At 61.0% G+C, this 24,807-nt stretch carries 19 protein-coding genes and 1 tRNA gene; 17 read left to right on the forward strand and 3 right to left on the reverse strand.

The window, feature by feature from the left end; translation table 11 throughout:
* Positions 1-96 precede the first annotated feature (96 nt).
* The 4 genes from R2C4_RS19945 to R2C4_RS19960 all read left to right on the forward strand — a co-directional run bounded on the left by R2C4_RS19945 (position 97) and on the right by R2C4_RS19960 (position 4,987).
* A complete protein-coding gene (locus R2C4_RS19945; RefSeq protein WP_141891954.1) occupies positions 97-1,302 on the forward strand; it encodes a YcaO-like family protein in 1,206 nt (401 codons plus the stop codon).
* Entirely contained in the window at positions 1,299-2,645 is a 1,347-nt protein-coding gene (locus tag R2C4_RS19950; protein WP_141891955.1) for a TfuA-like protein, read from the forward strand. Before R2C4_RS19945 ends, R2C4_RS19950 begins: the two co-directional genes overlap by 4 nt.
* 41 nt (positions 2,646-2,686) lie before the next feature.
* Positions 2,687-3,985 (forward strand): gluzincin family metallopeptidase, encoded by a 1,299-nt coding sequence (locus R2C4_RS19955; RefSeq protein WP_141891956.1) that lies wholly within the window; start codon positions 2,687-2,689, stop codon positions 3,983-3,985.
* Positions 3,986-4,132: 147 nt separating this feature from the next.
* Entirely contained in the window at positions 4,133-4,987 is an 855-nt protein-coding gene (locus R2C4_RS19960; protein WP_141891957.1) for a pentapeptide repeat-containing protein, read from the forward strand.
* Between the two features lie 89 nt (positions 4,988-5,076).
* Here R2C4_RS19960 and R2C4_RS19965 read toward each other — a convergent pair whose 3' ends face one another.
* Both R2C4_RS19965 and R2C4_RS19970 read right to left on the reverse strand, forming a co-directional pair.
* On the reverse strand, positions 5,077-6,846 hold the full coding sequence (locus R2C4_RS19965; protein ID WP_141891958.1) for an adenylate/guanylate cyclase domain-containing protein: 1,770 nt from the start codon (positions 6,844-6,846) through the stop codon (positions 5,077-5,079).
* A 49-nt stretch (positions 6,847-6,895) separates the two neighbouring features.
* Complete coding sequence (locus R2C4_RS19970) at positions 6,896-7,573, reverse strand: GNAT family N-acetyltransferase (protein ID WP_244940759.1); 678 nt, start codon at positions 7,571-7,573, stop codon at positions 6,896-6,898.
* A gap of 238 nt (positions 7,574-7,811) precedes the next feature.
* On the opposite strand from R2C4_RS19970, the gene R2C4_RS19975 reads away from it, so the two are divergent.
* From R2C4_RS19975 to R2C4_RS19985, 3 genes are all read left to right on the forward strand, one after another.
* A tRNA-Arg gene (locus tag R2C4_RS19975) sits at positions 7,812-7,888 on the forward strand.
* Positions 7,889-9,196: 1,308 nt separating this feature from the next.
* Positions 9,197-10,459 carry a DUF1963 domain-containing protein gene (locus tag R2C4_RS19980; RefSeq protein ID WP_167510279.1) on the forward strand — a complete coding sequence of 421 codons (1,263 nt, stop codon included), beginning with the start codon at positions 9,197-9,199 and terminating at the stop codon, positions 10,457-10,459.
* A 345-nt stretch (positions 10,460-10,804) separates the two neighbouring features.
* The gene (locus R2C4_RS19985; protein WP_141891960.1) at positions 10,805-11,845 is read left to right on the forward strand and encodes an IS110 family RNA-guided transposase; all 1,041 of its coding nucleotides are present in this window, start codon (positions 10,805-10,807) and stop codon (positions 11,843-11,845) included.
* A gap of 1,057 nt (positions 11,846-12,902) precedes the next feature.
* On the opposite strand, the gene R2C4_RS19990 is transcribed toward R2C4_RS19985, so the two are convergent.
* The gene (locus R2C4_RS19990) at positions 12,903-13,790 is read right to left on the reverse strand and encodes a LysR family transcriptional regulator (protein WP_141891961.1); all 888 of its coding nucleotides are present in this window, start codon (positions 13,788-13,790) and stop codon (positions 12,903-12,905) included.
* Between the two features lie 129 nt (positions 13,791-13,919).
* On the opposite strand from R2C4_RS19990, the gene cuyA reads away from it, so the two are divergent.
* The 10 genes from cuyA to R2C4_RS20040 all read left to right on the forward strand — a co-directional run bounded on the left by cuyA (position 13,920) and on the right by R2C4_RS20040 (position 24,804).
* Positions 13,920-14,966, forward strand: a complete 1,047-nt coding sequence (cuyA, locus tag R2C4_RS19995) for a D-cysteate sulfo-lyase (protein WP_244940833.1) — start codon at positions 13,920-13,922, stop codon at positions 14,964-14,966.
* Positions 14,967-15,000: 34 nt separating this feature from the next.
* Positions 15,001-15,864: an amino acid ABC transporter substrate-binding protein gene (locus R2C4_RS20000; protein WP_141891963.1), complete on the forward strand. Its 864-nt coding sequence runs from the start codon at positions 15,001-15,003 to the stop codon at positions 15,862-15,864.
* A 72-nt stretch (positions 15,865-15,936) separates the two neighbouring features.
* Positions 15,937-16,653 carry an amino acid ABC transporter permease gene (locus R2C4_RS20005; protein ID WP_141891964.1) on the forward strand — a complete coding sequence of 239 codons (717 nt, stop codon included), beginning with the start codon at positions 15,937-15,939 and terminating at the stop codon, positions 16,651-16,653.
* 3 nt (positions 16,654-16,656) lie between these two features.
* Positions 16,657-17,313 carry an amino acid ABC transporter permease gene (locus tag R2C4_RS20010; protein ID WP_141891965.1) on the forward strand — a complete coding sequence of 219 codons (657 nt, stop codon included), beginning with the start codon at positions 16,657-16,659 and terminating at the stop codon, positions 17,311-17,313.
* A complete protein-coding gene (locus tag R2C4_RS20015; protein WP_141891966.1) occupies positions 17,310-18,038 on the forward strand; it encodes an amino acid ABC transporter ATP-binding protein in 729 nt (242 codons plus the stop codon). Before R2C4_RS20010 ends, R2C4_RS20015 begins: the two co-directional genes overlap by 4 nt.
* Before the next feature lie 525 nt (positions 18,039-18,563).
* Positions 18,564-19,148 carry an ANTAR domain-containing response regulator gene (locus R2C4_RS20020; protein WP_141891967.1) on the forward strand — a complete coding sequence of 195 codons (585 nt, stop codon included), beginning with the start codon at positions 18,564-18,566 and terminating at the stop codon, positions 19,146-19,148.
* A complete protein-coding gene (locus R2C4_RS20025) occupies positions 19,145-20,323 on the forward strand; it encodes a CmpA/NrtA family ABC transporter substrate-binding protein (protein ID WP_141891968.1) in 1,179 nt (392 codons plus the stop codon). The genes R2C4_RS20020 and R2C4_RS20025 overlap by 4 nt, the downstream gene beginning before the upstream one ends.
* A 265-nt stretch (positions 20,324-20,588) precedes the next feature.
* Entirely contained in the window at positions 20,589-21,956 is a 1,368-nt protein-coding gene (locus tag R2C4_RS20030) for a CmpA/NrtA family ABC transporter substrate-binding protein (protein ID WP_141891969.1), read from the forward strand.
* A gap of 85 nt (positions 21,957-22,041) precedes the next feature.
* Positions 22,042-23,115 carry an ABC transporter permease gene (locus R2C4_RS20035; protein WP_141891970.1) on the forward strand — a complete coding sequence of 358 codons (1,074 nt, stop codon included), beginning with the start codon at positions 22,042-22,044 and terminating at the stop codon, positions 23,113-23,115.
* Positions 23,116-23,121: 6 nt separating this feature from the next.
* Entirely contained in the window at positions 23,122-24,804 is a 1,683-nt protein-coding gene (locus R2C4_RS20040; RefSeq protein ID WP_141891971.1) for an ABC transporter ATP-binding protein, read from the forward strand.
* The last annotated feature ends 3 nt before the right edge of the window (positions 24,805-24,807 follow it).

A 24,807-nucleotide genomic window follows, 5' to 3' on the forward strand; every position in this document is an offset into this window, starting at 1 on the left:
AAGGCGCGCGATCCAGCATCCTTGGTCAACGCGTGCGGGCCGCCAAGCTGCGGCCGGAAGCCCATCCGCAGCGGTCATGACAGTGAGGCCTGACCCATGCCCAAGGCACAGCAAAAGGGATATGTGCTGGACACACACCGGCTGTGCGATCCGGCGCAGACGCTGGCATCCGTCAGGCCGCATCTTGCTGAGATGGGCATCACCCGCATTGCCAACCTGACAGGCCTGGACCGGGTCGGGCTGCCCACCGTGATGGTGGCGCGGCCCAATTCCCGCTCTGTTGCCGTGGCGCTGGGCAAGGGGCTGACGCTGGAGGCGGCGCAGGCCTCTGGTGTGATGGAGGCGGTCGAGACCTGGCACGCCGAACGGATCATGCGGCCGCTGCGGGCGGCCAGTTATGCGGACCTGCGGCAAGAGGTTCTGGTCGCCGATGTTGAGCGCCTGCCGCAGGTCACAGGCGGCAGTTTCAATCCCCATGGCCGGATGCTGTGGGTGGAGGGGGTGGATCTGGTCTCAGGGCAGCCGCACTGGCTGCCGCTTGAAATGGTCGACACAGACTATACCGCGCGGCCTTGCGGCGGGCAGGGGGCCTTTCCGCGCACGACCAACGGGCTCGCCTCAGGCAACAGCCTGGCAGAGGCCACGTGCCACGCCATCTGCGAACTGATCGAACGGGATGCGATCACTCTGTGGCACCACGCGTCGCCAGGCCCGCGGATCGATCCCGCGGCAATTGCGGATCCGCGCTGCCGCGAAGCGCTGGAGCGGTTTGAGGCGGCAGGTTTGCGGGCGGGGATCTGGAACATCACCTCTGACATCGGCGTGGCAGCGTTTCATTGCATGATCTGCGAGGACGGCGCCCGGCCCGGGCACATCGGGATCGGCAGCGGCTGCCATCCGGACCGGGGCATTGCCCTGCTGCGGGCGCTGACAGAGGCGGCACAGACCCGGCTGACCTATATCTCTGGCGCCCGCGACGACCTGGATCCGGAGGAATTCACGCCGCAGGCATCGGCCGGGCGCACGCAATATGTTCGCGGGCTGCTGGAGCGCTCGCCGGCAGCCGCCCGCTTCGAGGATTGCCCGGATTATTCCTCGCCCTCCTTTGAGGAGGATTTGTCCTGGCTGTTGGGCAAGCTGGCGGGGGCCGGCATGGGCCAGGCCTTGGCGGTCGACCTGTCGCGTCCGGGTCTGGGGGTTTCTGTGGTGCGCGCGGTGATCCCGGGGCTGGAGGCGCCGCATGATGATCCCGATTACATCCCGGGTCCGCGGGCACGCGCGGACGGGCAGGCCCGGCCATGACAGCGGTTGTGTTTGCCGGCCCGACCATCCGGGCAGAAGAGGTGCAGGCCTATTTCGAGGCAACGGTTCTGCCCCCGGCCGGCCAGGGCGACATCTATAGGGCTGCCCGGCAGGGCGCCAAGGCCATTGGACTGATTGACGGATACTTTCAAGGTGTGCCCTCCGTCTGGCACAAGGAAATCCTGTGGGCGCTGGAGCAGGGGATAGCGGTTTTCGGCAGTGCCAGCATGGGGGCGTTGCGGGCGGCTGAGCTGTCTGCTTTTGGAATGGTCGGCGCCGGCAGTATTTATGAAGCCTACGCGTCTGGCGCGCTGATCGACGATGACGAGGTTGCGGTGCTGCACAGCCCGGCAGAGCTGGGGTTTGCACCGCTAAGTGAGCCGATGGTGTCGATCCGGGCCACGATTGCGCGGGCGCAAGGCGAGGCGGTGCTGGAGGCGGATCAGGCGGCTGCAGTGCTGAACGCCGCCAAGGCGCGGTTTTATCAGCAGAGGGTCTGGGACCTGATCCTGGCGGATTTCCACACTGCGCCCTGGTGCGAACGGTTCAGGGCCTGGCTCAAATCCGGGCGAGTGGATGCCAAGCGGGACGATGCGCGGGAAATGCTGGCGGTGATGGCGGCTTATCTGAACGGCGAGCGCGGCGCCCTGCCAGCACCGCCTTTGAAATTAGAGCGGACGCTTGCCTGGCAGACCCTGGTGCGGCGTATCGAGGCGGAGGCGCATCTGTTGCAAGCGGAAGACCGGCGGGTGCTGGATGAGCTGAGGCTGGACCCGGACCGCTATGAGGGGGTCCGCACCCGCGCCATGCTGCGCCATCTGGCCTTGCAGGAAGCGGGCAAGAGCGGCCGCACGGTGAAACGTGCAGCGCTTGCGGCGCAGATGTCGGCGCATCGCAAGGCGCTGGGCCTGTTCAGCAGCAGCAGCCTGCGCAAATGGCTGGATGACAACGGGCTGTCCGCGTCGGACTATGAGGGCTGGCTGGGTGAATCAGCCCTTGCCGGGACCGTGGCAGGCAGTTTGTACGGCCAGCTCGCCCCGCATCTGCTGGCCGAACTGCGCCAGGCGGGTGTGTATACGCGTTTGAAATCGCGGGCTGCGTCAAAGGAGCGGTATCTGGCGGCGCAGGAGCAGCCGGCCAAGCCGGTGACAGAGCAGGAACGGCTGCCGCTGACGCTATGGTACTTTGAAGAGCTGCTGCAGCGGGACGTCCCGGATAGGCTGGATGACTATCTGGAGGCCGTTGGCTGCCGCAGCCGGGACGAATTCTATGAGCTTATCCGACGCGAGTTCATGTATCATCAAGGGCGCAAAACACGGCTGGCATCAGAAGGCCGGAACTAGGCAGGGCAAGCGGCGAGGCCTCCGCAGACCGGGAGGACCGTATGGACGACCCTTATGATGTGGCGCAGGAAGCGCCGGGGACGCGATTCCTGCTGTTTCCGCAATCCCCGTTCCGGATGGCGGAGCCGGCGCTGGAACTGGTCGAGATTTCCGCCCCCCCCGGCTCATTGGGGCCAGGACCGTCGGGGCCGCGGATGTATGTGGTCAACCCGGCGGGCAAGACCATACCCTTTGGTGCAATCGTGCCGGGACCGTCCGGGCCAGGCATGTATCTGCCGCCCTGGCATGGTGAGGTGCATCCGTCGCCGGAACCGGATGAAGACGGCCACTTCCTCCATATCCTGCCGTCCGACCCCGGTTTCGAGGCGGTGCATCTGTTCGCCTCGGCCCATTTCACCCTGGATGTGTGGGAGGAATACTTCGGGCACGCCATCCCCTGGCATTTCGCCCGTGACTATGACCGGCTGGAGCTGTCCCTGCTGCCCAGCCTGGACAACGCCCATATCGGCTGGGGCTTTCTGGAAACCGGCGGCACCAGCGAACATGGCGGCGAGTACCGCGCCTACAGCCTGAATTTTGACGTTGTCGCGCATGAGGTCGGCCATGCCATCATCTACAGCGTTGTCGGAATGCCCGTGTCTGAGGATGTGCCGGGAGAGTATTACGGCTTTCATGAATCGGCAGCGGATATGGTGGCGCTGATCGCCTCGCTGCATTTCGGCTCTGTGGTCGAGGAGCTGCTGGAAAGCACCAGCGGCAATCTTTACACCTTCAACCAGCTGAACCGGTTTGCCGAGCTTGCCGGAAATGCACAGATCCGGATGGCGGCCAATACCCGAACATTGCAGGAATTTGCGCGGGGCTGGAGCAGCGAGCATGCGCTGTCCGAGCCGCTGACCGGTGCAATGTTCGATATTTTGGTCGACATCTTCCACGAGCGGCTGCTGGTGCATGATCTGATCACGCCGGAAATGGAGGATCTGTCCGACCATCTGGAGGAAAGCCCCTATTACAGCGATGTGATGCAGGAGCTGTTCAATGCGCGCTATGCGCTTGATCCTGAAGGGTTCCGCGTCGCTCTGCTGGAGGCGCGCGATTTCCTGGGCGCCTATCTGGCGGCGGCCTGGAGCATGCTGGAGGCGGAAACCCTCACATATGCGGCAGTTGGGGAGGCGCTGCTGGCGGTGGACCGCGAAACAACCGGAGGCGCCTTTGAATCAATTATCGCTGGCAACTTCAGAATGCGCGGAATTGGCTGGGTTGAGGCCGGGCCGCGGCTGGCGGAAGCGGATGAAGACAGCCACGCGCATTCGGTGCGGACGCGGGTGCCGGATGAATGATTGGCCCAATGGCTGTAAATTCTATCCTTTTTGTGCTAGTTTCACCCTCAGGGGGACTTTTCCGGAAAATTGAGTGGCGCCGATTGCGCCCGCGGCAATGCGAAAAGATCTTCTGGTGTTGTTTCCATAGCCACGGGAGTGTGCACGGTGGCCGAATCCTTACTGAGTTTTTCTGAAGTGCTGTTATTTGGACGTCTGGTCGAAGACATCAAAATAGTCCCCAAATTCGCCGGGGCTATCGTTGGCACGGTCAACAATGTGCAGAACCTGAGCGGCACGTCGGTCAACGGTGAAACGCTCGCGCCGGGTGACAAGATTCTGGTGATGGCACAGAACAACAAGGGGCAAAACGGCCTCTATCAAGTTGGGGAGGGCGACAATAACCCCTGGGAAAATCAGCAGCAGTTCCCGAAGGGAACCATAGTCGAGATTGCCCACGGACCCCGCCAGGGCCTGTGGAGACAGGTTGGCAATTACGGCGCGGGACAGCAGGAGTTTACCCGGGCCGGAAAACGGCAGCAAAGAAGCCGGGGCCGAAACAACCTGTTGGCTGATCAGCTGAGTGATGATGCAAGGCTCGCGCGTATCTACGGGTTCGCCTACGAAGGCACGTATTTTGAGCTGCCGGAACCCGTGATCTTCTTGGTGCATGGGGACGGCGAAAGTGCGACAGATACCAACAAGCCTGCGGATCAGGCTGCCCGTGCCCCTTTGGATCCTTCCCTGACCGGGGTTGCCTCAGCGGAGTACCAGATCGCAAACGACATCCGGGTCTGGGATTATGACAAGGCCGACTATTCGATCCGCATGGACGTGATGACCGGTATGCTGGAACAGGTGCTGCTGGATGTCTACTTCGGCGGGGGCGGCCCGGATATCAGCGGTGCAAAGGTCAGCGGTGCCAAAGTCAGCGGGGCCAAGGTGAGCGGCGCCAAAGTCAGCGGTGCAAAGGTGAGTGGTGCCAAAGTCAGCGGTGCCAAGGCCCGCGGGTCAGGCGACTGACACCGTTTTCCGTTGAGCGGGTGATGCAGACGAGCGCAGCGGAGTGCGCCTCGCCGGGGCGGCCGTAACCGCCTGTCAGCGAAACCTTGTCAGAACCCCGCTTTCTTCAACCCTTCAACAAAGTGCTGGGTGTCTTCTTCCAGCCGGTCGGGCTGCACCTTGGCCCAGCGGTCCAGCGAGAAATTCGGATGCGCCTCGCGGTGCCTGGCCGCCATATTGCGGGCTTGGTCCATGTCCCCCAGCTGCGCGTAGCTGGCCGCAAGTATGCGCTGTCCCTCGGTCGGGTTGTTCATCTTTGTCAGCGTGTCGATCACCGCATCATATTGCTTGAGATTGTAATAGGCGCCGCCCAGGTGCCACAGGTACTGGTCCGGAAAATAGGGGTTGAGCCGCATGGCCTGCTGCAGGTTTCCGATCGCGGCCTGATTGTCGCCGGAATGGGCTAGCGCATCGGCGTAATCCGACAGCAGGTCCGCATCATTGGGGTTCAGCGCCAGCGCGCGCCGGTAGGCGCCGATCGCTGCATCATGCTCCTTGCGGTACAGATGCACAAAGCCAAGCTCGCCAAATCCGCGGGCGTCGGTGGGGTCCAGCTCCACCGCCCGCTGCGCATATGACAGCGCCGTATCCAGCGCATGCTCGGCGTCCTTGGCCCAGGAATAGCGCCAATCGATATTCATGGTCCGGGAGATCGCGGCAGAGGCCCGGGCATAGTCCTGGTCGCGCGCCAGCGCCCGCTCGTACAGGGTCTGCGCTTCGCGGTTGTCCTGCCTGGTGTAGCGGAAGATATACTGCTGGCCGCGCAGGACATAGCCGTAAGCGGCCAGATCTGCAGGCGCCGTCTGCGCCATCCGCTTGCGCTCCTGGGCCTCAATCAGCACCGCTGTGGCGGCAACGATGGCGTCGGTCACCTCGTCTTGGATGGCGAAAATATCGTCGATGTTGCGGTCGTACCGTTCGCCCCAGATGGTACGCCCGGTTTCCGCGTCGATCAGCTCGACGGCAATCCGGACGCGGGCAGCGGCCCGCCGGACGCTGCCGCGGGCGACATAGCGCACCCCAAGCTCCCGTGCGGCCTCCTGCGGCGGCTTGGTGCTGGCTTTGAAGAAAAAGGAGGAATTGCGGGCAATAACGAAGAGGTTCTTGAACTTGGACAGGTTCAGGATGATGTCCTCTGTCAGCCCGTCGGCAAACCAGCTGTCGGACGGCTCTCCCCCCAGGCTGGTAAAGGGCAGCACGGCAACCGAAGGGATGCCGGGCGGCGGGCGGTGTGCGAGCAGTGCCTCCGGGCGGCGGGTTGCCGCCATTGTTGCGCCCGCAACCTCGCTGCGGACGCAATAGGCCGCGACCGGCTCGGCGATATTCTTGAGCATCTGCGGACCGAGGAATTCAAACCCGAAGCGCAGCCGGTTGCGGATCTGCTCATAGACCGAGGCGCTGACGAAGACCCGGCCCGGCTCGGCGATTTCCTGCAGCCGTGCGGCAATATTCACATTATCGCCGTGGATGCCGCGGTCATCGACCAGGATTTCGCCCAGATGCACCCCGGCCCGGAACCGGAGATGCTGGTCTTCCGGCCGCGCGCGGTTGCTCTGTTCTGCTATGCGGTGCAGCTCAACGCCAAACTCGACGGCATTGGTGGCCGTCTCAAACAGCGCCAAAACCCCGTCGCCCCGGACAGCGACGACGCGCCCGTCATGCGCCTGACAGGCCGTTTCAAGCTGTTCCAGCAGGGATTTGAGGGCGCTGTAAGTGTCGATTTCATCATTGCCCATCAGCCGGGCATAGCCGACAACATCGGCAAACAGCACCGCACCAAGCTGGCGCCGGACCGTTGTTGTCTCATTGTGGCCGCTCACAAGCTGTCCTCCTCCTGTGAGTGCGGGCTGAGGCCGCCGGTGCCGCCCCTCATCCGTCTGGCGGGGCCGCCGGGCCGGGCGGCCAAGCCCAGCCGGCGGCTTCTGCGCCGCGGAAACTGACTCGCGGGCTGGCGCCGAGCTCCTGCGCCAGCGCTTCGCGGCTGGCGTCCCACTCCTCCCGCAGGAGGCCGACAGTGATCATGTCAAAAAACCGGCCTTCTGCAAACCATGCGGCCCGCATCCTGCCTTCGGTTGCAAAGCCGGCACGCGCTGTCATTTGCTCGCTGCGGGTGTTGTCGGCCCGATAGTACGATGTAACGCGATTTAGCCCGATCTGCCGGAAGGCAAAGTCCAGAAGCAGGGCCAGGGCACGAATTCCAACGCCCCGCCCGCGCCTGGATTCTTCGATGAACATGGCAGCCACAGCATCACGGTTCACCGCAGAGATGCTCTCCAAGCCGGTGATGCCGCACAGCTGACCGGAGTCCGTGGTGAGCGCAAACCAGCATTTGCTGGCATTTGGCTTGGTGTCGCCGAAAAGTTCCCATGCCTGCTCAAGCCCCGCCGCGTTGAGCGGCACGCGGGTGGAGCGGTCGAAACGGGCCATGTCGGCAATGTTTTGAAGCCAGCCTGCGGCTGTGGCGAGGTCCTCTGTTTCCAGCGGCCTGAGCTGAAAACCTGCTGAATTCCGGTTCGGCATCCGCCGCCCCCTTTCGATTTGCAACACATGCCTCTCCGGGTGCCAACCCTGGCCGGAAAAGGCGCAGCTGCTGACTTATACCACACTTCCGCGCTGGCTTGGGGGATGATGGAAGCCGCGGCACAAGGGCGGCCTTCCGGACGTGCGGCGGAGCGGCCCGGCAGCTAGCAGGCCTTTACCCCAGTTGGGGCGGGTGAAGAAAAACGGTAACAGCCGTCTTTTGGGGTTGCGCCTGTGCGATGCTATGGATAAACCCCGCCGCAGTGGACCGATAGCTCAGCTGGATAGAGTACTTGACTACGAATCAAGGGGTCGGGGGTTCGAATCCTCCTCGGTCCGCCACTTCCTTCTTGTCGGGCGACACATAGTTTTGCATTTGCGACAGAACCTTTCCTTTTTCGTGTTTCCAACATCCCCGCTCGCGCCTCCTGTTCCGCCAGTGGCGAAGCCTTCCCTGATTTTCACTTCGGAAGACCTCGTGTCTTCCGGAGGGCAAAGCAGGGTGGGCGCAGCCCGGACTGCGGCCAGGCGGTGATCTGACACACGGGGCCGGAGCGGTGAAATTGGGAGGGGCCCGCGCCTGGCGCAGGAGGAACCGGATTTCTCCGTGGAGGCTGACGCGCAGCGGCATCAGAACCCGTGTTCAGAGTGCCGGCCGGATGGCAGGCGGACCAATCAAACGGAAAATGCCGGGGCAGGGAGGAGCGGGCGCAGCCCGTCGATGCCCTGTCCCGACTCCTGGGATATGCAATCCGCGCGCCCCGCGCGGATTTCTACTGTCTCTTACAGAAGGCGCAGCTGCCCGGGCCAGACAGTCAAGTCCTGCTCCAGCAAAAGGGATCGTTACCTTCTGGGACGGAAAACTAGGTAGTTCAAACGACTTATGGCCGCGGTGGAAAATGGCTCGGAACGAGACGCGTTCCGCCGGAACCTGGACGCAGGGAGATTGAGCTATCCAGGTTCCGTCCGGATGCCGATGCAGTCGGTATCCGGATAGAGCCCGATCACGAGCTGAAAGCTCGGGATTTGCCCACCCAAAAACGGGCGTTCAAGACAGCACGGAAAGGCCCGGATCTCAACCCAAAGCTGTCGTAGATAAGTGGTGCCGCGCCAAAGATGCTGCTGGTGCGAAATTTCATGGTCAATTTCCCGGAAGCGGACCCTCGGCAGGGCCAAGTTGCTTCATGGGATTCTGCGGGTTGCACCGGAGGCAGCGAAGCGCAGATAGCGGACTTTGCAAAGCCTCGCGCAATCACCGAAGCGGACATCCAGATAGACATTGAGGTCGGTAGCTTTGAGCCCTCATCAGTCATTGGTCGGCACGTGGCTCCTCGCGCGGGCAGCAAGCCGTGAACGGCGCTATGCGGCCGTTCAATGACCAACACCGAAAGTTGTCAGAGCGGGCTGATGTGCTGTTGGTTTTGGCTTTAGACTTGTGCGTCTAAAGACGCTTCAATCTACCAGGGCGACGCTGAGGAAGCTGGCGCTCAGGAGCTATGGCTTCTACATGCTTTACCAATCACTGCAGTTGTGACAATCCTTCTGCAAAATGAGCTTATGATCCTCTACACGGTCGCACAGGTGAAATGTGTAGATGGAGTGTTGAAAAATCGCAGTGAATTCAAACTGAGATTGGGAAGAGGGCGAAAAATGTTCCACATGATGGAGAGAGCCACGACTGGAAGCCAATCCACAAGTTGGATTGGAGGCCTTCCCAAAATTCCTAAGTCTGCTTGGCCAAAGTCTGACCAAACAGGCCTCCCACTGCATTTCATAGCTCAGATCGATCTGCGCGCAGCAACAGATCAACCAAAAGATTTACGCCTACCAAAGAACGGTTGGTTAGCATTCTTCATCGACACCAATTTTGAAGGAACAGCACAAAAGCATGGCTTGCAGCCTTTTATCCTTTATGTCGCTGAGGAGTATGAATTTTGCGAACCCCCCTCCAGCATTCCACAGGTATTCGGTTCCAATTTTGACCACGCCACCAGCTTCCACGCTGATCACCCGAAAGATCGCTTCTACCGAACACCCGTCAATCTACAACTGAGGGACTGGGGCGATTACCAATCTTGGATTCAAGAGGTTGGAGCAAGTTACAACGATCTTTTTGATGTGGAGCGCGACGGCCCGCCTTTTCGCCTAGCGGCGAAGCAATTCTTTGCTCGCATTCAGCGGGAGTTCACCCAGAGACCATTTTATGGAACTCGCGAGCGTGAATTGATGAATATGAAACGCAAAGAGGCCCTTATAGAAGTTATAGAAAATTTTCAGCACCTTAACGGCGCAGACTTCAGAGCTGCTGTCCAAAGAGCCGGCCACTTTGTGATCGAGGAAAATCCAGGGGATGCGCTTCTACGGGCACGTGAAGGCTTGAGCGATAGTCGCGAGAAGATTGAACTATTACCCTCTGGCCAAGAACTCCTGAAACCTTTCCTATCCAAGCTGAAAGAAATCTTTACAAATGGAGCTCCTTTCGAACCCATGTCAATGGATGAATACAACCTGATTGTGGAAATGGGGAGAGCAACTCCGTTTAGTAACGAATTATCCCAGGGTTTACCCCGACAGATGCGAGGCGTATTAGCCGAGTTAGCTTTTGGACACAAAATGGATCTCTCGAAGTTTCCAAGAAAAGCTTTGAATTACTGGAATTCGCATCTGTTTTCCGCGCGCGGGCCACATCTGTTCGCAGTACCTTTCGAAACACAACCAAATCTCGAACCAGATGAGGACCAGTCCATCCTTTTGCTGCAGGTGGCAAGTGACCCTGTTATGGGCTTCACCTGGGGTGATGAAGCTGCCATCCAGTTTTGGATTCCACCAGAAAACCTGATTAGGCATGACTGGAACGGAGCAAGAGCTAGGCTTGGCCATTCTAGCATGAGTGTTTACCGATTCACTGAATGATTGCAGCGGGCAACGTTTCTATTGCGCCTTTTCTTCCCCCTGAGCTGCAAGCTTTCCTGCACTTCTAGTTCTTACCTGTTGCTCAGTTTGCCACGAAACCAAGCATTCACTGCAAAGCAACCAGTAAACAGTCAGGCGTCGAGAATCAGCATTGCTGCCGTTTGACTTCGCCCATACTGCATGTGCAGCGAACGGCAGCTCCGTCCCGCATTGCTGCCACTCGCCAGCTGAAAATGCTGCAGGATCGACGAATGACATGGTGTGTTTGCGGCGGCCGCTCTCCCAGGGCGAACGAGGTCCGATAAGATCGGCCTCAGCAAAAACCAGCCGTGAAGGAGAACGACCATGTTGCATTATGTTGGTCTGGACGTGTCCGTCAAATCCGTGTCGATCTGTGTTGTCGATGAAGATGGCGAGGTGCTGGCGCGCGGCGAAACCAGTTCGGATCCGAACGAGATTGCATCGTTTATTTTCGAACATTCCGCCAAGCCCGAGCGGGTGGTGCATGAGAGTGGCATCCTGGCCATCTGGCTCACCCGCGAGCTGGAGAAACGCGGCCTTCCGATCATCTGCATTGATGCCCGCCTGGCGCACAAGGCGCTGTCTTGGCGGATCAACAAGTCCGATACCGGTGATGCCGAAGGGCTGGCGCATCTGGCCCGCACCGGCTGGTTCAGCCGGGTTCACATCAGAAGCGAGGCGTCGGAGCGGGTTCGCGTGCTCATTGGCGCACGGGAGCGCCTGATCAGGATGCGCAAGGACCTTGAAGCGCATGTTCGAGGCGTGCTGAAGGTTTTTGGGGTCTGCATGGGTTCAGTAGGCCGTGCAAACCTGCGGCAGGGCTTCCGCGACCAACTCGCCGGGGCAGGCCAGACCGACCCGGCGCTCGGCGTGATGGCTGACATGTTCATTCCGATCCACAGAACCCTGTGCGCGGCCGCGGAAGCGATGGATGAAGATCTCAGGCTCATCGCACGCGAAAGCGGCCTTGCCCGCCGCCTCATGACCGTCCCGGGGGTTGGGCCTGTCGTCGCGCTGTCCTTTATCGCTACCCTCGACAATGCGGAGCGTTTCCGGAGATCGAGGGACGTCGGCGCCTTTCTCGGCCTCACGCCGCGGCGGCACCAATCTGGAGACATGGACTGGTCCGGCCGGATATCAAAATGCGGAGATCGTGATCTGCGAAGACTGCTCTACTCCGCGGCCACCACCTTAATCACCCAGGTCAGAAAGCCATCACAGCTGCGCGCTTGGGCCAAGAGGCTGCAAGATCGGAAGGGCTTCAAGAAAGCCGCAGTGGCGGCATCCCGAAAGCTCGCTGTCGTCATGATGTGCATCTGGCGCGACCAGACAGTCTTTGAACCGGGAAAGGAACTTATCACCTGACAACCAACTGAGATCCCGCCCACAAGAGACAGGGCGGGTTCAGTGTCCTTCGGGACGGCGGCGGATCAAGCCAGTCAAAAGCGGCTGAAGGAGCGTGACGCTCACTTCGCGAATGACATTCTGGCTGGTCAGCTCCCGGACGCCATCAGGAAGCGGAAACACCGACTTCGTAGAGAACCAGGACCCCGAACGGCAATAGAACCCGCACTTGACGATCCCGCAAACAGAGAGCCGGTTCGGTGAAGCTGCGTCGCGGCACCGTTGCCGGACATCAAGGTCGGCTTTGGGCCGATCAGGTTCCGAATGGCGAAGACGGTTCGCAACTTTGCAGCGGCAGCTTCCTGCGCTGAGCTGTCGCTCGCGCCTAGCACTCAGCATTGAAAATATGCTCCTGACCAAGTTTGAACGGCGCTGGCCGAAAAGGTCCGCTTCAGCCGATGGCAAGTCTATGAGTCGCAAAAGGAAAGACTGGTGCGATCACGATTTTTCCACTGGCCTAAAATCAAAGGCTTAGCGGAGCCTGGAAGGAAAACTATGTGTCGCCCGACATCGGGCGACGCATAGTTTTGCCATTTGCGGCAGACCCTTTCCTTTTTCGTGTCTCCAACATCCCCGCTGGCGCCTCCTGTTCCGCCAGTGGCGAAGCCTTCCCTGATTTTCACTTCGGAAGACCTCGTGTCTTCCGGAGGGCAGGCGGACCAATCAACCGGAAAATGCCGGGGGAGGGGGGAGCGGGCGCAGCCCGTCGATGCCCTGCCGCGACTCCTGGGATATGCAATCCGCGCGCCCCGCGCGGATTTCTACTGTCTCTTGTTGAAGGCGCAACTGCCCAGTCCAGACAGTGTCCGTCGTCAGAGATTTTGGGCCAGTTGGCAGCCAGAGAATCTCTTAGCTCAGGCTGCCAACTGGCCCAAAATCTCTGACGACGGACACCGAAAAAGTTTCACGGTGAAAATGCTCCCGCCCTCCCTGAAACCAGAAAGGGCCAAAACTGGCCGGTTTTTCCGCCGCCCGCAGACCGCCGCCTACAGGCCACCGCAGGCGTTTCGAGCTTCCGTCAAACCAAGTCAGCAACTGTTTTCCGGAAATGTGCCCCGCGTGGATTGGATACATGGGTATATAGGACGATATCCAGCGGCAGACGGCCGTACTCTGGAGAGAGAATGACAGCATCACCGGAAATGATGTGGTTCTGAATGATGGAGTGAGGCACCCAGGCGGCGCCGCTTCCTTCAAGAACCATCTGGGAAATCCCCACCGAAAATGCGCTTTCCACTGCCGGCGTACCCGTCCAGGCGCGTTCAGCCCTGTTTTGATGCAGCGTTAAAATCTGTCCAAAGAAACTTTCGGCAGGATAATCAATGCAGGGAGCATCCGGCGGCAGTATCTGGCCTTCCAGGAGATCATGCCGCAGCGCGCCGCCGGCGACGGGAAGCAGGGTGTCCCGCCGCCAGACATAACGGTCAACAGTGTCGTCAAAAGGTACCTGCGGCAGTTCACGGTACTCATAGCTCAAAAGCACGTCGCCTTCGTGGCGCAGAAACGTGGACATGGCAGATACCTGGTTTTGCGTCCGCAGCCGGATTTGCGGCGTCCGGCCGCTGTTGCGGAATTTGCGGAGAATCTCCGGAACAACAGACACTGACAGCGAGTGCTGCGTTACCAGCACCAGCGGTTCGCCAATGCCTTCCGAATTCTTCAGATGCCCATGCAATTGCCTTAAATGTGCCAGCAGCGCCCGGATCTGTGGCTCGCTTTGAAGCAATGTGGGAGACAGCTCTACCCGGTTGGCCTCACGCACCAGCAAGCTTCTGCCAATCCAATGCTCCAAGGCCCGTATGCGCCTGGAAAAGGCTGGTTGTGTTACGTTCCTGCGTGCTGCCGCGGCAGTCAGGCTGCGCTCCTCCAGCAGGATCAAAGCGTCTTCGAAAAGGCGGGTATCCATGTCTGCTCATACAATATGTATGAGTAGGCTGCAATGTTTGCATTATTCAACGGCCATTCCAGCGTCTAGCCTTACTGAAAATACGCAAAAGGGATGTATTCGATGAACACCGCAGTGACAGAAGACACAATGGCCGGGGGTGGCAACCTTGCGCTTGTAAAGCGCGCACTTGGAAACTTCCCGCGCGTGCGGCTGGGCCATCTGCCGACCCCTTTGGAACCTCTGGATAGATTGAGCGAAGAACTGGGCGGGCCGCGCATCTGGGTCAAGCGCGATGACTGCACCGGTCTTGCCTCTGGCGGCAACAAGACCCGCAAGCTGGAATTTCTGATGGCAGAAGCGCTGAAACTCGGTGCCGATACGGTTATTACCCAGGGAGCCACCCAGTCCAACCACGCCCGCCAGACGGCGGCGGCGGCGGCCAAGCTGGGCCTGGATTGCCAAATCCTTTTGGAGGACCGCACCGGGTCGAATGACGTGGCCTATAACTTCAACGGCAATGTTCTGCTGGACCAGTTGCATGGCGCAACCATCTCCAAGCGGGCCGGCGGTGCCGACATGAATGCCGAGATGGAAACCCTGGCTGGCGCGCTCCAAGACCAGGGCCGCAAGACCTATATAATTCCGGGCGGCGGCTCCAACCGCGTTGGCGCGCTGGGGTATGTGAACTGCGCCGCCGAACTGGAGGAGCAGGCCGGAGCGCTTGGGCTGAAGGTCGACGCGCTGGTTCATGCCACTGGCAGTTCCGGAACTCAGGCGGGGCTGGTGGCGGGGCTTGCAGGTCTTGCAAGTGACATTCACCTGCTTGGGATCGGCGTGCGGGCGCCGCAGGAGAAACAGGAGAGCATGGTCTTTGATCTGGCCTGCAAGACCATGGATTACCTTGGCATGGGGGCCGAAATCGACCGGGCGTCGGTTCGGGCGAATTGCGACTATGTGGGGCCGGGTTACGGGCTGCCGACCGAGGGTATGCGCGCGGCGCTTCTGAAGCTGGCCCGGCTGGAGGGGCTTCTGTTTGATCCGGTCTATTCTGGCAAGGGAGTCGACGGCCTGATCGACCAAGTCCGAAGGGGTTATTTCGACGGCATGGATAACATCGTGTTCCTTCATACCGGCGGCAGCGCAGCGCTGTTTGGATACCCCGGTATCTTCGGTCTGCCGGGCTATCAGGATTAACAAAAGCACAAGACAATTCAATAGGGAGAAAAACATGAAACTTCTGAAACCAGCCGCCGCCCTGGCCTTTGCTTTGGCCCTGGCGGCCCCGGCCGCCGCCCAGGAACGCACGGGAACCCTGGCCAAGATTGATGCCTCGGGCGAGATCGTCCTCGGGCATCGCGAAAGCTCGGTTCCCTTTGCCTATCTTGATGAAAACCAGAAACCGGTTGGCTATTCGATCGACCTTTGCATGAAAGTGGTCGATGCGGTGTCTGCGGAACTGGGCAAGGAACTGTCGATCAAATACGTGCCGGTGAATCCGAAAACCCGGATCGCACTGATGGCCAATGGCACAATTGATCTGGAATGCGGCTCAACCACCAACAACCTTACGCGTCAGGATCAGGTGGAATACCTGCCCACCACCTTTATCACCGGAACCAAACTGATGGTGCGCAAAGGGGCGGGGATTGGCTCGGTTGCAGATCTGGAAGGCAAAGCCGTGGCATTGGCGCAGGGCACCACCAACGAGCGCGCGGTAAAGGCGGCAATTGAAGAACTGGGCTTGGACGTGAAGGTGCTGCCGGTGCGCGACCATGCCGAGGGCATGCTGTCGCTGGAAACTGACCGGGTGGATGTCTATGCAACCGATCACATCTTGCTGTTCGGGCTGATCGCCAAGTCGAAAACTCCCGATTCATTTGAGGTCGTTGGCGATTTCCTCTCCTTCGACCCCTATGCGCTGATGGTGCGCCGCGACGATAGCGCCTTTGAATTGGTGGGCAAGAAGGCCCTGGCCGAAGTGTTCCGCTCAGGCGAGATCAACGAGATCTATTCTAAGTGGTTCGATCCGCTGGGCGTTGCGCAGACCGATCTGCTGAAGGCCGCGTTCCAGATCAACGCGCTGCCCGAATAATATCTTCCCGCGCTTGCACGGTCGGGCCTTCGCCGCTTGCGGGGCCCGGCACCTTCAACAGGGTAAACAATCATGAACTACAACTGGAACTGGGGCGTCCTCTTTGAGGAGGAGTACCTGGGCTGGCTGATATCAGGGGTGGGCTGGACCTTTGCGGTCGCGCTTGCAGCCTGGGTTTTGGCACTGGCCGTCGGGGTGCTAGTAGGTGTCGGACGCACACTGCCGTCAAAGCCCGTCGCCACCCTCTGCACCGCATATGTCGAGCTTTTCCGCAATGTGCCGCTCCTGGTGCAGCTGTTCCTGTGGTATTTCGTGATGCCCGAGATCGTCCCGGACGATCTGGGCCGCTGGATGAAGCGGGATATGCCAAACCCCGAGTATGTCACCGCTGTGATCGGCCTGGGCCTCTATACGGCCAGCCGCGTTGCGGAACAGGTCCGCGCCGGGATCAACGCTGTGGGTCCCGGCCTGACCAGCGCGGCCTACGCCAACGGCTTCTCGACTGCGCAAACCTACCGCTATGTGCTGCTGCCGATTTCCTTCCGGCTGATCGTGCCGCCGATGACGTCCGAGTTCCTGACCATCTTCAAGAACTCCTCCTTGGCGCTCACCATCGGGCTTCTGGAGCTGACTGCGCAAAGCCAGCAGATCGCGGAATACACCTTTCAGGGGTTCGAAGCCTTCACCGCCGCAACGGTCATTTATGTGGTTATTGCGCTTGGCGCGACGGTGATCGCGCAGACGCTTGAAAAATATACCCGTATCCCGGGTTATGTCGGAAAGGACTGAGCCATGGGTGATTTCGATCTTTCCGTCATTTGGAATAATCTTCCCTTTCTGTGGCAGGGTCTGCAGCTGTCGCTATGGCTCACCTTGCTGGCGGTTATTGGGGGCATCATCCTGGGCACCGGCCTGGCACTGATGCGGCTTTCCGGCATCATGCCCCTGGCTCTGGCTGCCGCTGGCTATGTGAACCTGATCCGCTCGGTGCCGCTGATCCTGGTGATCTTCTGGTTCTACTTCCTGGTGCCTCTGGCCCTGGGCCGCCCGATCGGCGGATTCTATTCGGCGCTGATCGCCTTTGTCATGTTTGAGGCGGCCTACTATTCGGAAATCATCCGCGCTGGCATTCAGTCGGTCCGTAAGGGGCAAGTGCATGCCGGGCAGGCAACAGGACTCAGCTATTGGCAGATTCAGCGCTATGTGGTTCTGCCGCAGGCGTTCCGCAACATGATCCCGATCCTGGTGACCCAGGGTATCATCCTGTTTCAGGACACCAGCCTGATCTTTGTTGTCAGCCTGCGCGACTTCATGACCGCTTCCTCAATCGTCGCCCGCACTGAGGGCCGGCTGGCGGAAATGTACATCTTCGCAGCCCTTGTCTACTTCACCATTTGCTTCGCCGGCTCGCTTTTTGTCCGGCGCCTTCAGAAGGCCAAAACCGCATGATCAGCATCGAAAACATCTCCAAATGGTATGGCGACTTTCAGGTGCTGACCGATTGCACCACCCATGTCGGCAAGGGCGAGGTGGTGGTTGTCTGCGGGCCGTCCGGCTCGGGAAAATCGACCCTGATCAAATGCGTGAATGGGCTGGAGCCGGTGCAGCAGGGCCGCATCCTGGTGGAGGATGCGGATGTCACCGCCAAGGGCACCAATCTGACCAGGCTTCGCTCGCGGATCGGCATGGTGTTTCAGCACTTTGAGCTCTACCCGCACATGAGCGTGCGCGAAAACCTGTGCCTGGGCCAGCAGAAGGTCCTGGGCAGGTCGCGCGACGAGGCCAATGCCAAGGCCGAGGCCCTGATCAGCCGGGTCGGGCTGCTGCCGCATATCGAGAAGTTTCCCGGGCAGCTGTCTGGCGGCCAGCAGCAGCGGGTGGCAATCAGCCGGGCGCTGGCGATGGACCCGATTGCGATGCTGTTTGACGAACCGACATCAGCGCTCGACCCGGAGATGATCAACGAGGTGCTGGACGTGATGGTTGAACTGGCGCAGGACGGTATGACGATGATGGTTGTCACCCACGAGATGGGCTTTGCCCGCAAGGTGGCGGACCGGGTGGTGTTCATGGATGCCGGCCGGGTCGTCGAAGACCGCGCCACGGAAGAGTTCTTCGGTAATCCAGAAAGCGAACGGGCACAGGACTTCCTGAGCAAGATTCTGAATCATTAGGCTTGCCCGGCGGGCTTGCGCCCGAAGGTGCCTTCAGCACTTGGCGCACGCCCGGACAGAGACCTGCTGGGAGCCGTCTTGACGTGTTGTGCGGAAAAGACTTCTTCCACGTCGTCTTTGTCGAGATCGGCCGCGGCGAAAAGGGCGGATTACATTTTGCACTTCAGGCTGATTTGAATGCCCGGTCTGGCGGCATTGGCTGCAACACAGCGGTGAGCGTGCCGCGCCTGCGAGCGGATGCTGCGTTAGCAAACACCCGGAGGGGCAACGGCGGCAATATCGGCACGGGGGGCAAGCCTGCCATTCGCCGCACATGCAGACAGGAAGCTCGCACATGTCCGCTGTAGGCACATATCACCCATTGCGGACATTAAAGCCGGCGTTTTGGCTGCCGCCAGTGTGTGTCTCCTCCCTGCTTAAAGCTCGGGCAGTAAGCTCAAATTTTCGGCGCCAACGGGCTGTTGTAAAATTGCGCCATACCTGCAGCCTTTACAGCCGTCTTCCACCCTTTTCATGCTCTGCCGCATGCCCGATGCCCTGTCCATTGTTGTTGTCGAAACCGACGGTGACCGCGCCTTCATGATTGTGGACGGGCTGCGGGACGCCGGGGAATTTGACATTCAGGTCATCTCGGAACCTTCAGGCCTCGCGCGTCAGATACAGATGCGTGACCCGGATGTGGTGCTGATCGACATCGCCAACCCCTCCCGCGATGTGCTGGAGGAACTGACGCTGGCCTCAGGCCCCAAGGACCGGCCAGTGGCGATGTTTGTGGACCGCAGTGAAGACGGCATGACTGCGGCCGCTGTTGAAGCCGGGGTTTCGGCTTACGTGGTTGACGGGCTGCAGGCCGCCCGGCTGAAACCGGTCTTGGACGCAGCCATCGCGCGTTTCCGGCTGTTTCAGCGCATGCGCACCGAGCTTGCAGAAACCAAACGGGCCCTGGAAGAACGCAAGGTCATCGACCGCGCCAAAGGGATGGTCATGAAGGCCAGGGGCATCGGCGAGGACGAAGCCTACGCGCTGCTGCGAAAGGCCGCGATGGACCAGAACAAGCGCGTCGCGGAGGTCGCGCTGGCGCTGGTCACCGCGGCAGGGCTGCTGGCATGAGCGCAACACGCATCCCCGCCGGTTATGTTCCGCTGACTGATGCGGCGCCGCTGATTGCCGCACAGGAAATGGGCTTTGCCGCCGAAGAACGGCTGAGTCTGGAGCTGCACCGCGCGCCCTCGTGGTCTTCCCTGCGCGACATGCTGGCGTTCGGGCAGGTGGATGCCGCTCAGATGCTCGCGCCGGTGCCGGTCGCCGCGGCGCTTGGCGTTGGCGGCGCCAGCGCGCCATTCTCTGTTCTGTCAGTGCTGTCCGTCAACGGCACCGTCATTGGCGTCAGCAGCAGCCTGGCCCGCAGACTTGCCGATGCAGGGCACAATTTTTCCTTCGATGATGCCGCATCCGCCGGAAAGGCACTGATAGCCGCAGCCGGCCCTGGCCTGCGGATTGGCGTGCCGTTTCCCTTTTCCATGCATATGGAACTGCTGCACTACTGGCTGCAAGGGTTGGCGGCTGACACCGGCCGCGGCATCAGCATCCGCACCGTCCCGCCGCCGCTGATGACCGATGCCATCACAAGCGGTGAAATAGACGCGTTCTGCGTTGGCGAACCTTGGGGATCCATCGCGGTAGAAAATGGCGCGGGGGCGCTGCTGTTGCCCGGTCGGGCGATCTGGTCCTTTGCGCCGGAAAAGGTGCTGGCCGTCCGCAGTACCTGGGCAGAGGCCGAACCCGGACTGACCGGCCGCCTGATCCGGACCCTGTGGCGTGCAGGCCGCTGGCTGGCCGACCCGGCTTCCCGCGGGCTGGCGGCGGAAATCCTGTCCGCGCGGCAGTATCTCGATCTGCCCGCCGAAATCATCGAACGCGCGCTGTCGGGCAAGTTCACGGTCACGCCCCAGGGGCTGCAGCGTGAAGTCCCCGGATTTATCGGCTTCCATGACGGCGCCGCGGGCTTTCCCTGGCGCAGACAAGCCCAATGGATTGCGCTGCAACTGGCGGAACGGACTGGCCTCGACCGGCACAGGGCGCTGGAATTGGCCGGGCCGGTCTTCCGCAGCGATCTATACCGCACCGCCCTGGCCGGGACCGGTGCGGACCTGCCCGGCGCCTCGTCGAAACTGGAAGGCGCAACCGGCGCCCCGCTGCTGGCCGCAGGAGAATCGGAAGCGGTCAGGCTGCTGCCGAACCGGTTCTTTGATGGCCGTGTTTTTGATCCCATGGCCGCGGACTGATGAAAAAGCAGGCAGCTTGCCCCGCTGCAACGCTGCAACGCAGAATTTCATGCTGCGCGAGCAAAGAAACCTTTGGCGCAGGCCGGGTCTTCCGGCAGTCTGAAGTCAGACAGGCAACGGAGCCTGACTGAGAATTTTCCCGAAGACCGGGTTTCACTGAGCAAAGCCGCTCGACCCGCCGCCACTCCTCCTGGCGGTGCGTGTCAGCGGCTTTTTTCTGTTCCGTCCCCTGGGCGGGGCGCAGCTAGGAAAAGGAACCAACCCGATGAAGACACTTATAATGGCGCTTGCGGCCTCGACTGCCCTGACCGAGCCGGCTTGGGCCGGAACACTGGAGATGGAAAAGGACGTGCTGACTTTCGGCTTCATCAAGCTGACGGATATGGCGCCGCTGGCGGTGGCTTATGAGAAGGGCTTTTTCGATGACGAGGGGCTGTTTGTCACGCTCGAAGCGCAGGCGAACTGGAAGGTCCTTCTGGATGGCGTGATCGGCGGCACCCTTGACGGCGCCCATATGCTGGCAGGCCAGCCGCTGGCCGCGACCATCGGTTACGGCACTGAAGCGCATATCGTCACACCGTTTTCCATGGATTTGAACGGCAACGGCATCACGCTCTCCAACGAAGTTTGGGAGATGATGAAACCGAACCTGCCCACGGATGCTGACGGCAAGATCGCGCATCCGATCTCCGCCTCTTTCCTGAAGCCGGTGATCGAGGACTTCAACGCCAAGGGCAAGCCCTTCAACATGGGCATGGTCTTCCCGGTCTCCACCCACAACTATGAGCTGCGCTACTGGCTGGCGGCCGGCGGAATTAATCCAGGCTACTACTCGCCTGAAAACGTGACCGGGCAGATCGGCGCCGAGGCGTTCCTGTCGGTGACGCCTCCGCCGCAGATGCCCGCGACGCTGGAGGCCGGCACGATCTCCGGCTACTGCGTGGGGGAGCCATGGAACCAGCAGGCTGTGTTCAAGGGCATCGGAGTGCCGGTCATCACCGACTACGAGCTGTGGAAGAATAACCCCGAAAAGGTCTTCGGCATCACCGCGGAATTCGCCGAGGAAAACCCGAACACCACGCTGGCAATCGTCAAGGCGCTGATCCGTGCGGCCATGTGGCTGGATGAAAACGGCAACGCCAACCGCCCGGAAGCGGTGGAGATCCTGTCGCGCCCCGATTACGTCGGCGCGGACTATGAGGTGATCGCCAATTCGATGACCGGCACCTTCGAGTATGAGAAGGGCGACAAACGCGATGTTCCGGATTTCAACGTGTTCTTCCGCTACAACGCCACATACCCGTTCTACTCGGATGCGGTCTGGTACCTGACCCAGATGCGCCGTTGGGGGCAGATCGCCGAGGCCAAGCCCGACAGCTGGTATGACGAGGTCGCCCGGTCGGTCTACAAGCCGGAGATCTACCTCGAAGCCGCAAAAATGCTGGTGGATGAGGGGCTTGCCAGTTCCGAGGACTTCCCCTGGGACAGCGATGGCTACAAGGCCCCGACGCCCGCAGAGGACATCATCGATGGCATCCCCTTCGATGGCAAAGCGCCCAACGCCTATATCGACAGCCTGCCGATCGGACTGAAGGCCGGCCAAACCGTCGTCGGCAGTGCCATTCAGGGCTGACCCCGGACAGGAGGGCAGGGGGCAGTAACCCGGCAAGGGCCGCCGCCGCTCCACGCCCACCCCGCACGCATCAGAGGATGACACCATGACGATCGCCGATCCCGACCCGCTCAGCTCCGAGGCCCGCCGCGCCCGGCTTTTTACCCGCATCAGCAAGATGGACGCCTGGTTTCAGGTCTTTGGCCTGGCCTGGGTCACCCCCGTGCTGAAAGCCGCCGCCGGGGACAATCCCAAGGCGCAGTTGAAGGAAATCTGGCGGCTGCTGGCAGTTCCCGTCATCGCCATTGCCGGCTTCCTCATGCTCTGGGCCATGCTGGCACCCAAGGTTCAGACCTCGCTGGGCGCCATTCCCGGCCCGGGTGCGGTGTGGACCGAAGCGGTGAACCTGCACCAGGATGCGCAGGCCAAGGCCGCCAAGGAGCGCGCCCACCAAGAGAAGGTGGAGGCCCGCAACCAGCGCTTTATCGACCGCGGCCAGCCGGAACGGGTCAAGGACATTCCCTATACCGGCGCGCCGTCCTACTACCAGCAGATTTGGACTTCGATAAAGACCGTCTTCTTCGGCTTCCTGATTGCCGCCGCCGTGGCGATCCCGCTGGGCATTCTGGCCGGTTTGTCGCCGGCTGCGAACGCTGCCATCAATCCGCTGGTGCAGATTTTCAAACCAGTGTCGCCGCTGGCCTGGCTACCGATTGTGACCATGGTTGTTTCGGCGCTTTATGCCACCAACGACGGGTTGTTTTCCAAGTCGTTCCTGGTCTCTGCCATCACTGTCACGCTGTGTTCGCTGTGGCCTGCGCTGATCAACACCGCATTGGGGGTGGCCTCCATCGACAAGGATCTGGTGAATGTCTCCAAGGTTCTGAAAATGAACACCTATACCAAGATCACCAAGCTGGTGCTGCCCTCGGCCCTGCCGCTGATCTTCACTGGGTTGCGGTTGTCGCTAGGGGTCGGCTGGATGGTGCTGATCGCGGCAGAGATGCTGGCGCAGAACCCGGGCCTTGGCAAATTCGTCTGGGACGAATTCCAGAACGGCTCCAGCCAGTCGCTGGCCAGGATCATCGTTGCGGTGCTGACCATCGGCCTCATCGGCTTCCTGCTGGACCGGGTGATGTACGCGCTGCAGTCGCTGTTTACCTTCACGAACAACCGGTGATCCGCCATGAGCATTCTTGAATTCAAATATGTCTCCAAGAGCTTTGGCGAGGGCACCAGCCGCACGCAAGTTCTGAAAAACATCAGCCTCAGTGTTCAGGAGGGCGAGTTCCTTGTGCTGCTGGGCTTCTCCGGCACCGGCAAGACAACCCTGATCAACCTGATGGCCGGGCTGGAGAGGCCGTCGCAGGGCACCGTCTCCTATCGGGGCAGGGAAATCACCGGCCCCGGTCCGGAGCGCGGCGTGATTTTCCAAAGCTACTCGCTGATGCCCTGGCTGACGGTGAGCGGCAATGTTGCGCTGGCGGTGGACACCGTGTTTCCCGGCCTGCCCAAGGCGGAAAAACAGGCGAAGGTGAACCGCTATGTGAAAATGGTCGGCCTCAGCCATGCCGCCAGCCGCCGCCCTGCAGAACTGTCGGGTGGCATGCGCCAGCGGGTCAATGTGGCCCGCGCCCTGGCGATGGACCCGGAGGTGCTCTTGCTGGATGAGCCGCTGTCGGCCCTGGATGCGCTGACCCGCGCCAATTTGGCGGAGGAGATCGAGATGATCTGGGAGGCGGACAAGAAGACCTGCGTGCTGATCACCAATGACGTGGACGAGGCGATCCTGCTGGCTGACCGCATCATCGCCCTGAACCCGGACGGCAGCCTGGGAGAGGCGTTCCAAGTCACCATTCCCCGTCCGCGCGACCGTTCCGCCATTAACACGGACGAGACTATCAAGCGCTTGCGGGCAGAGGTCACTTCCTACCTGATGGACGTGGGGGTCAAGGCCAGGATCGAAGGCTCGAAGATCCTGCCGAACGTGACCCCGATCCACGGTTTGCCTGCTGCCGTGGCCGAAGCCTCGAAGTCGCTGACAGAAGAACGCTTTCTGGATTTCTCGCAGCTGCACAAGATCTATCCGACGCCCAAGGGGCCGCTGACCGTGGTCGAGGATTTCAACCTCAAGATCAACAAGGGCGAATTCATCTCGCTGATCGGCCACTCGGGCTGCGGCAAGTCCACGGTGCTGACCATGGCGGCCGGGCTGAACCCGATTTCCAAGGGGGCGATCAAGCTGGACCGCCGCCACGTCGAGGGCGCCGACCCGGAGCGCGCCGTTGTGTTCCAGTCGCCCAACCTGTTTCCCTGGCTGACCGCCCGCGAAAACTGCGCCATCGGAGTCGACAAGGTCTATCCCAAGGCGTCCCAGGCGGAGAGGCAGGACGTGGTCGAATACTACCTGGAGCGCGTCGGCCTGGCGGACGCGATGGACAAGCCCGCCAGCGCCATGTCGAACGGCATGCAGCAGCGGGTCGGCATCGCCCGCGCCTTTGCGCTTTCGCCCAAGCTGCTGCTGCTGGATGAACCCTTCGGCATGCTCGACAGCCTCACCCGCTGGGAGTTGCAGGAAGTGCTGATGGAGGTCTGGAGCCGCACCAAGGTGACCGCCATCTGCGTTACCCACGACGTGGATGAGGCAATCCTGCTGGCGGACCGGGTGGTGATGATGACCAACGGCCCGCAGGCCACCATCGGCAAGATCACCGACGTGAACCTGCCGCGCCCGCGCACCCGCAAGGCGCTGCTGGAGCACCCGGATTACTACGCCTACCGGCAGGAGGTGCTCGATTTCCTCGAAGAATACGAGCACGGGACCAAACCCGCCGCCAAACCGGCCGCAGACAAGATAGCAGCGGAGTGAGAC

The organism is Leisingera aquaemixtae (genome assembly GCF_006740765.1).
Classification (GTDB): Bacteria; Pseudomonadota; Alphaproteobacteria; order Rhodobacterales; family Rhodobacteraceae; genus Leisingera; species Leisingera aquaemixtae.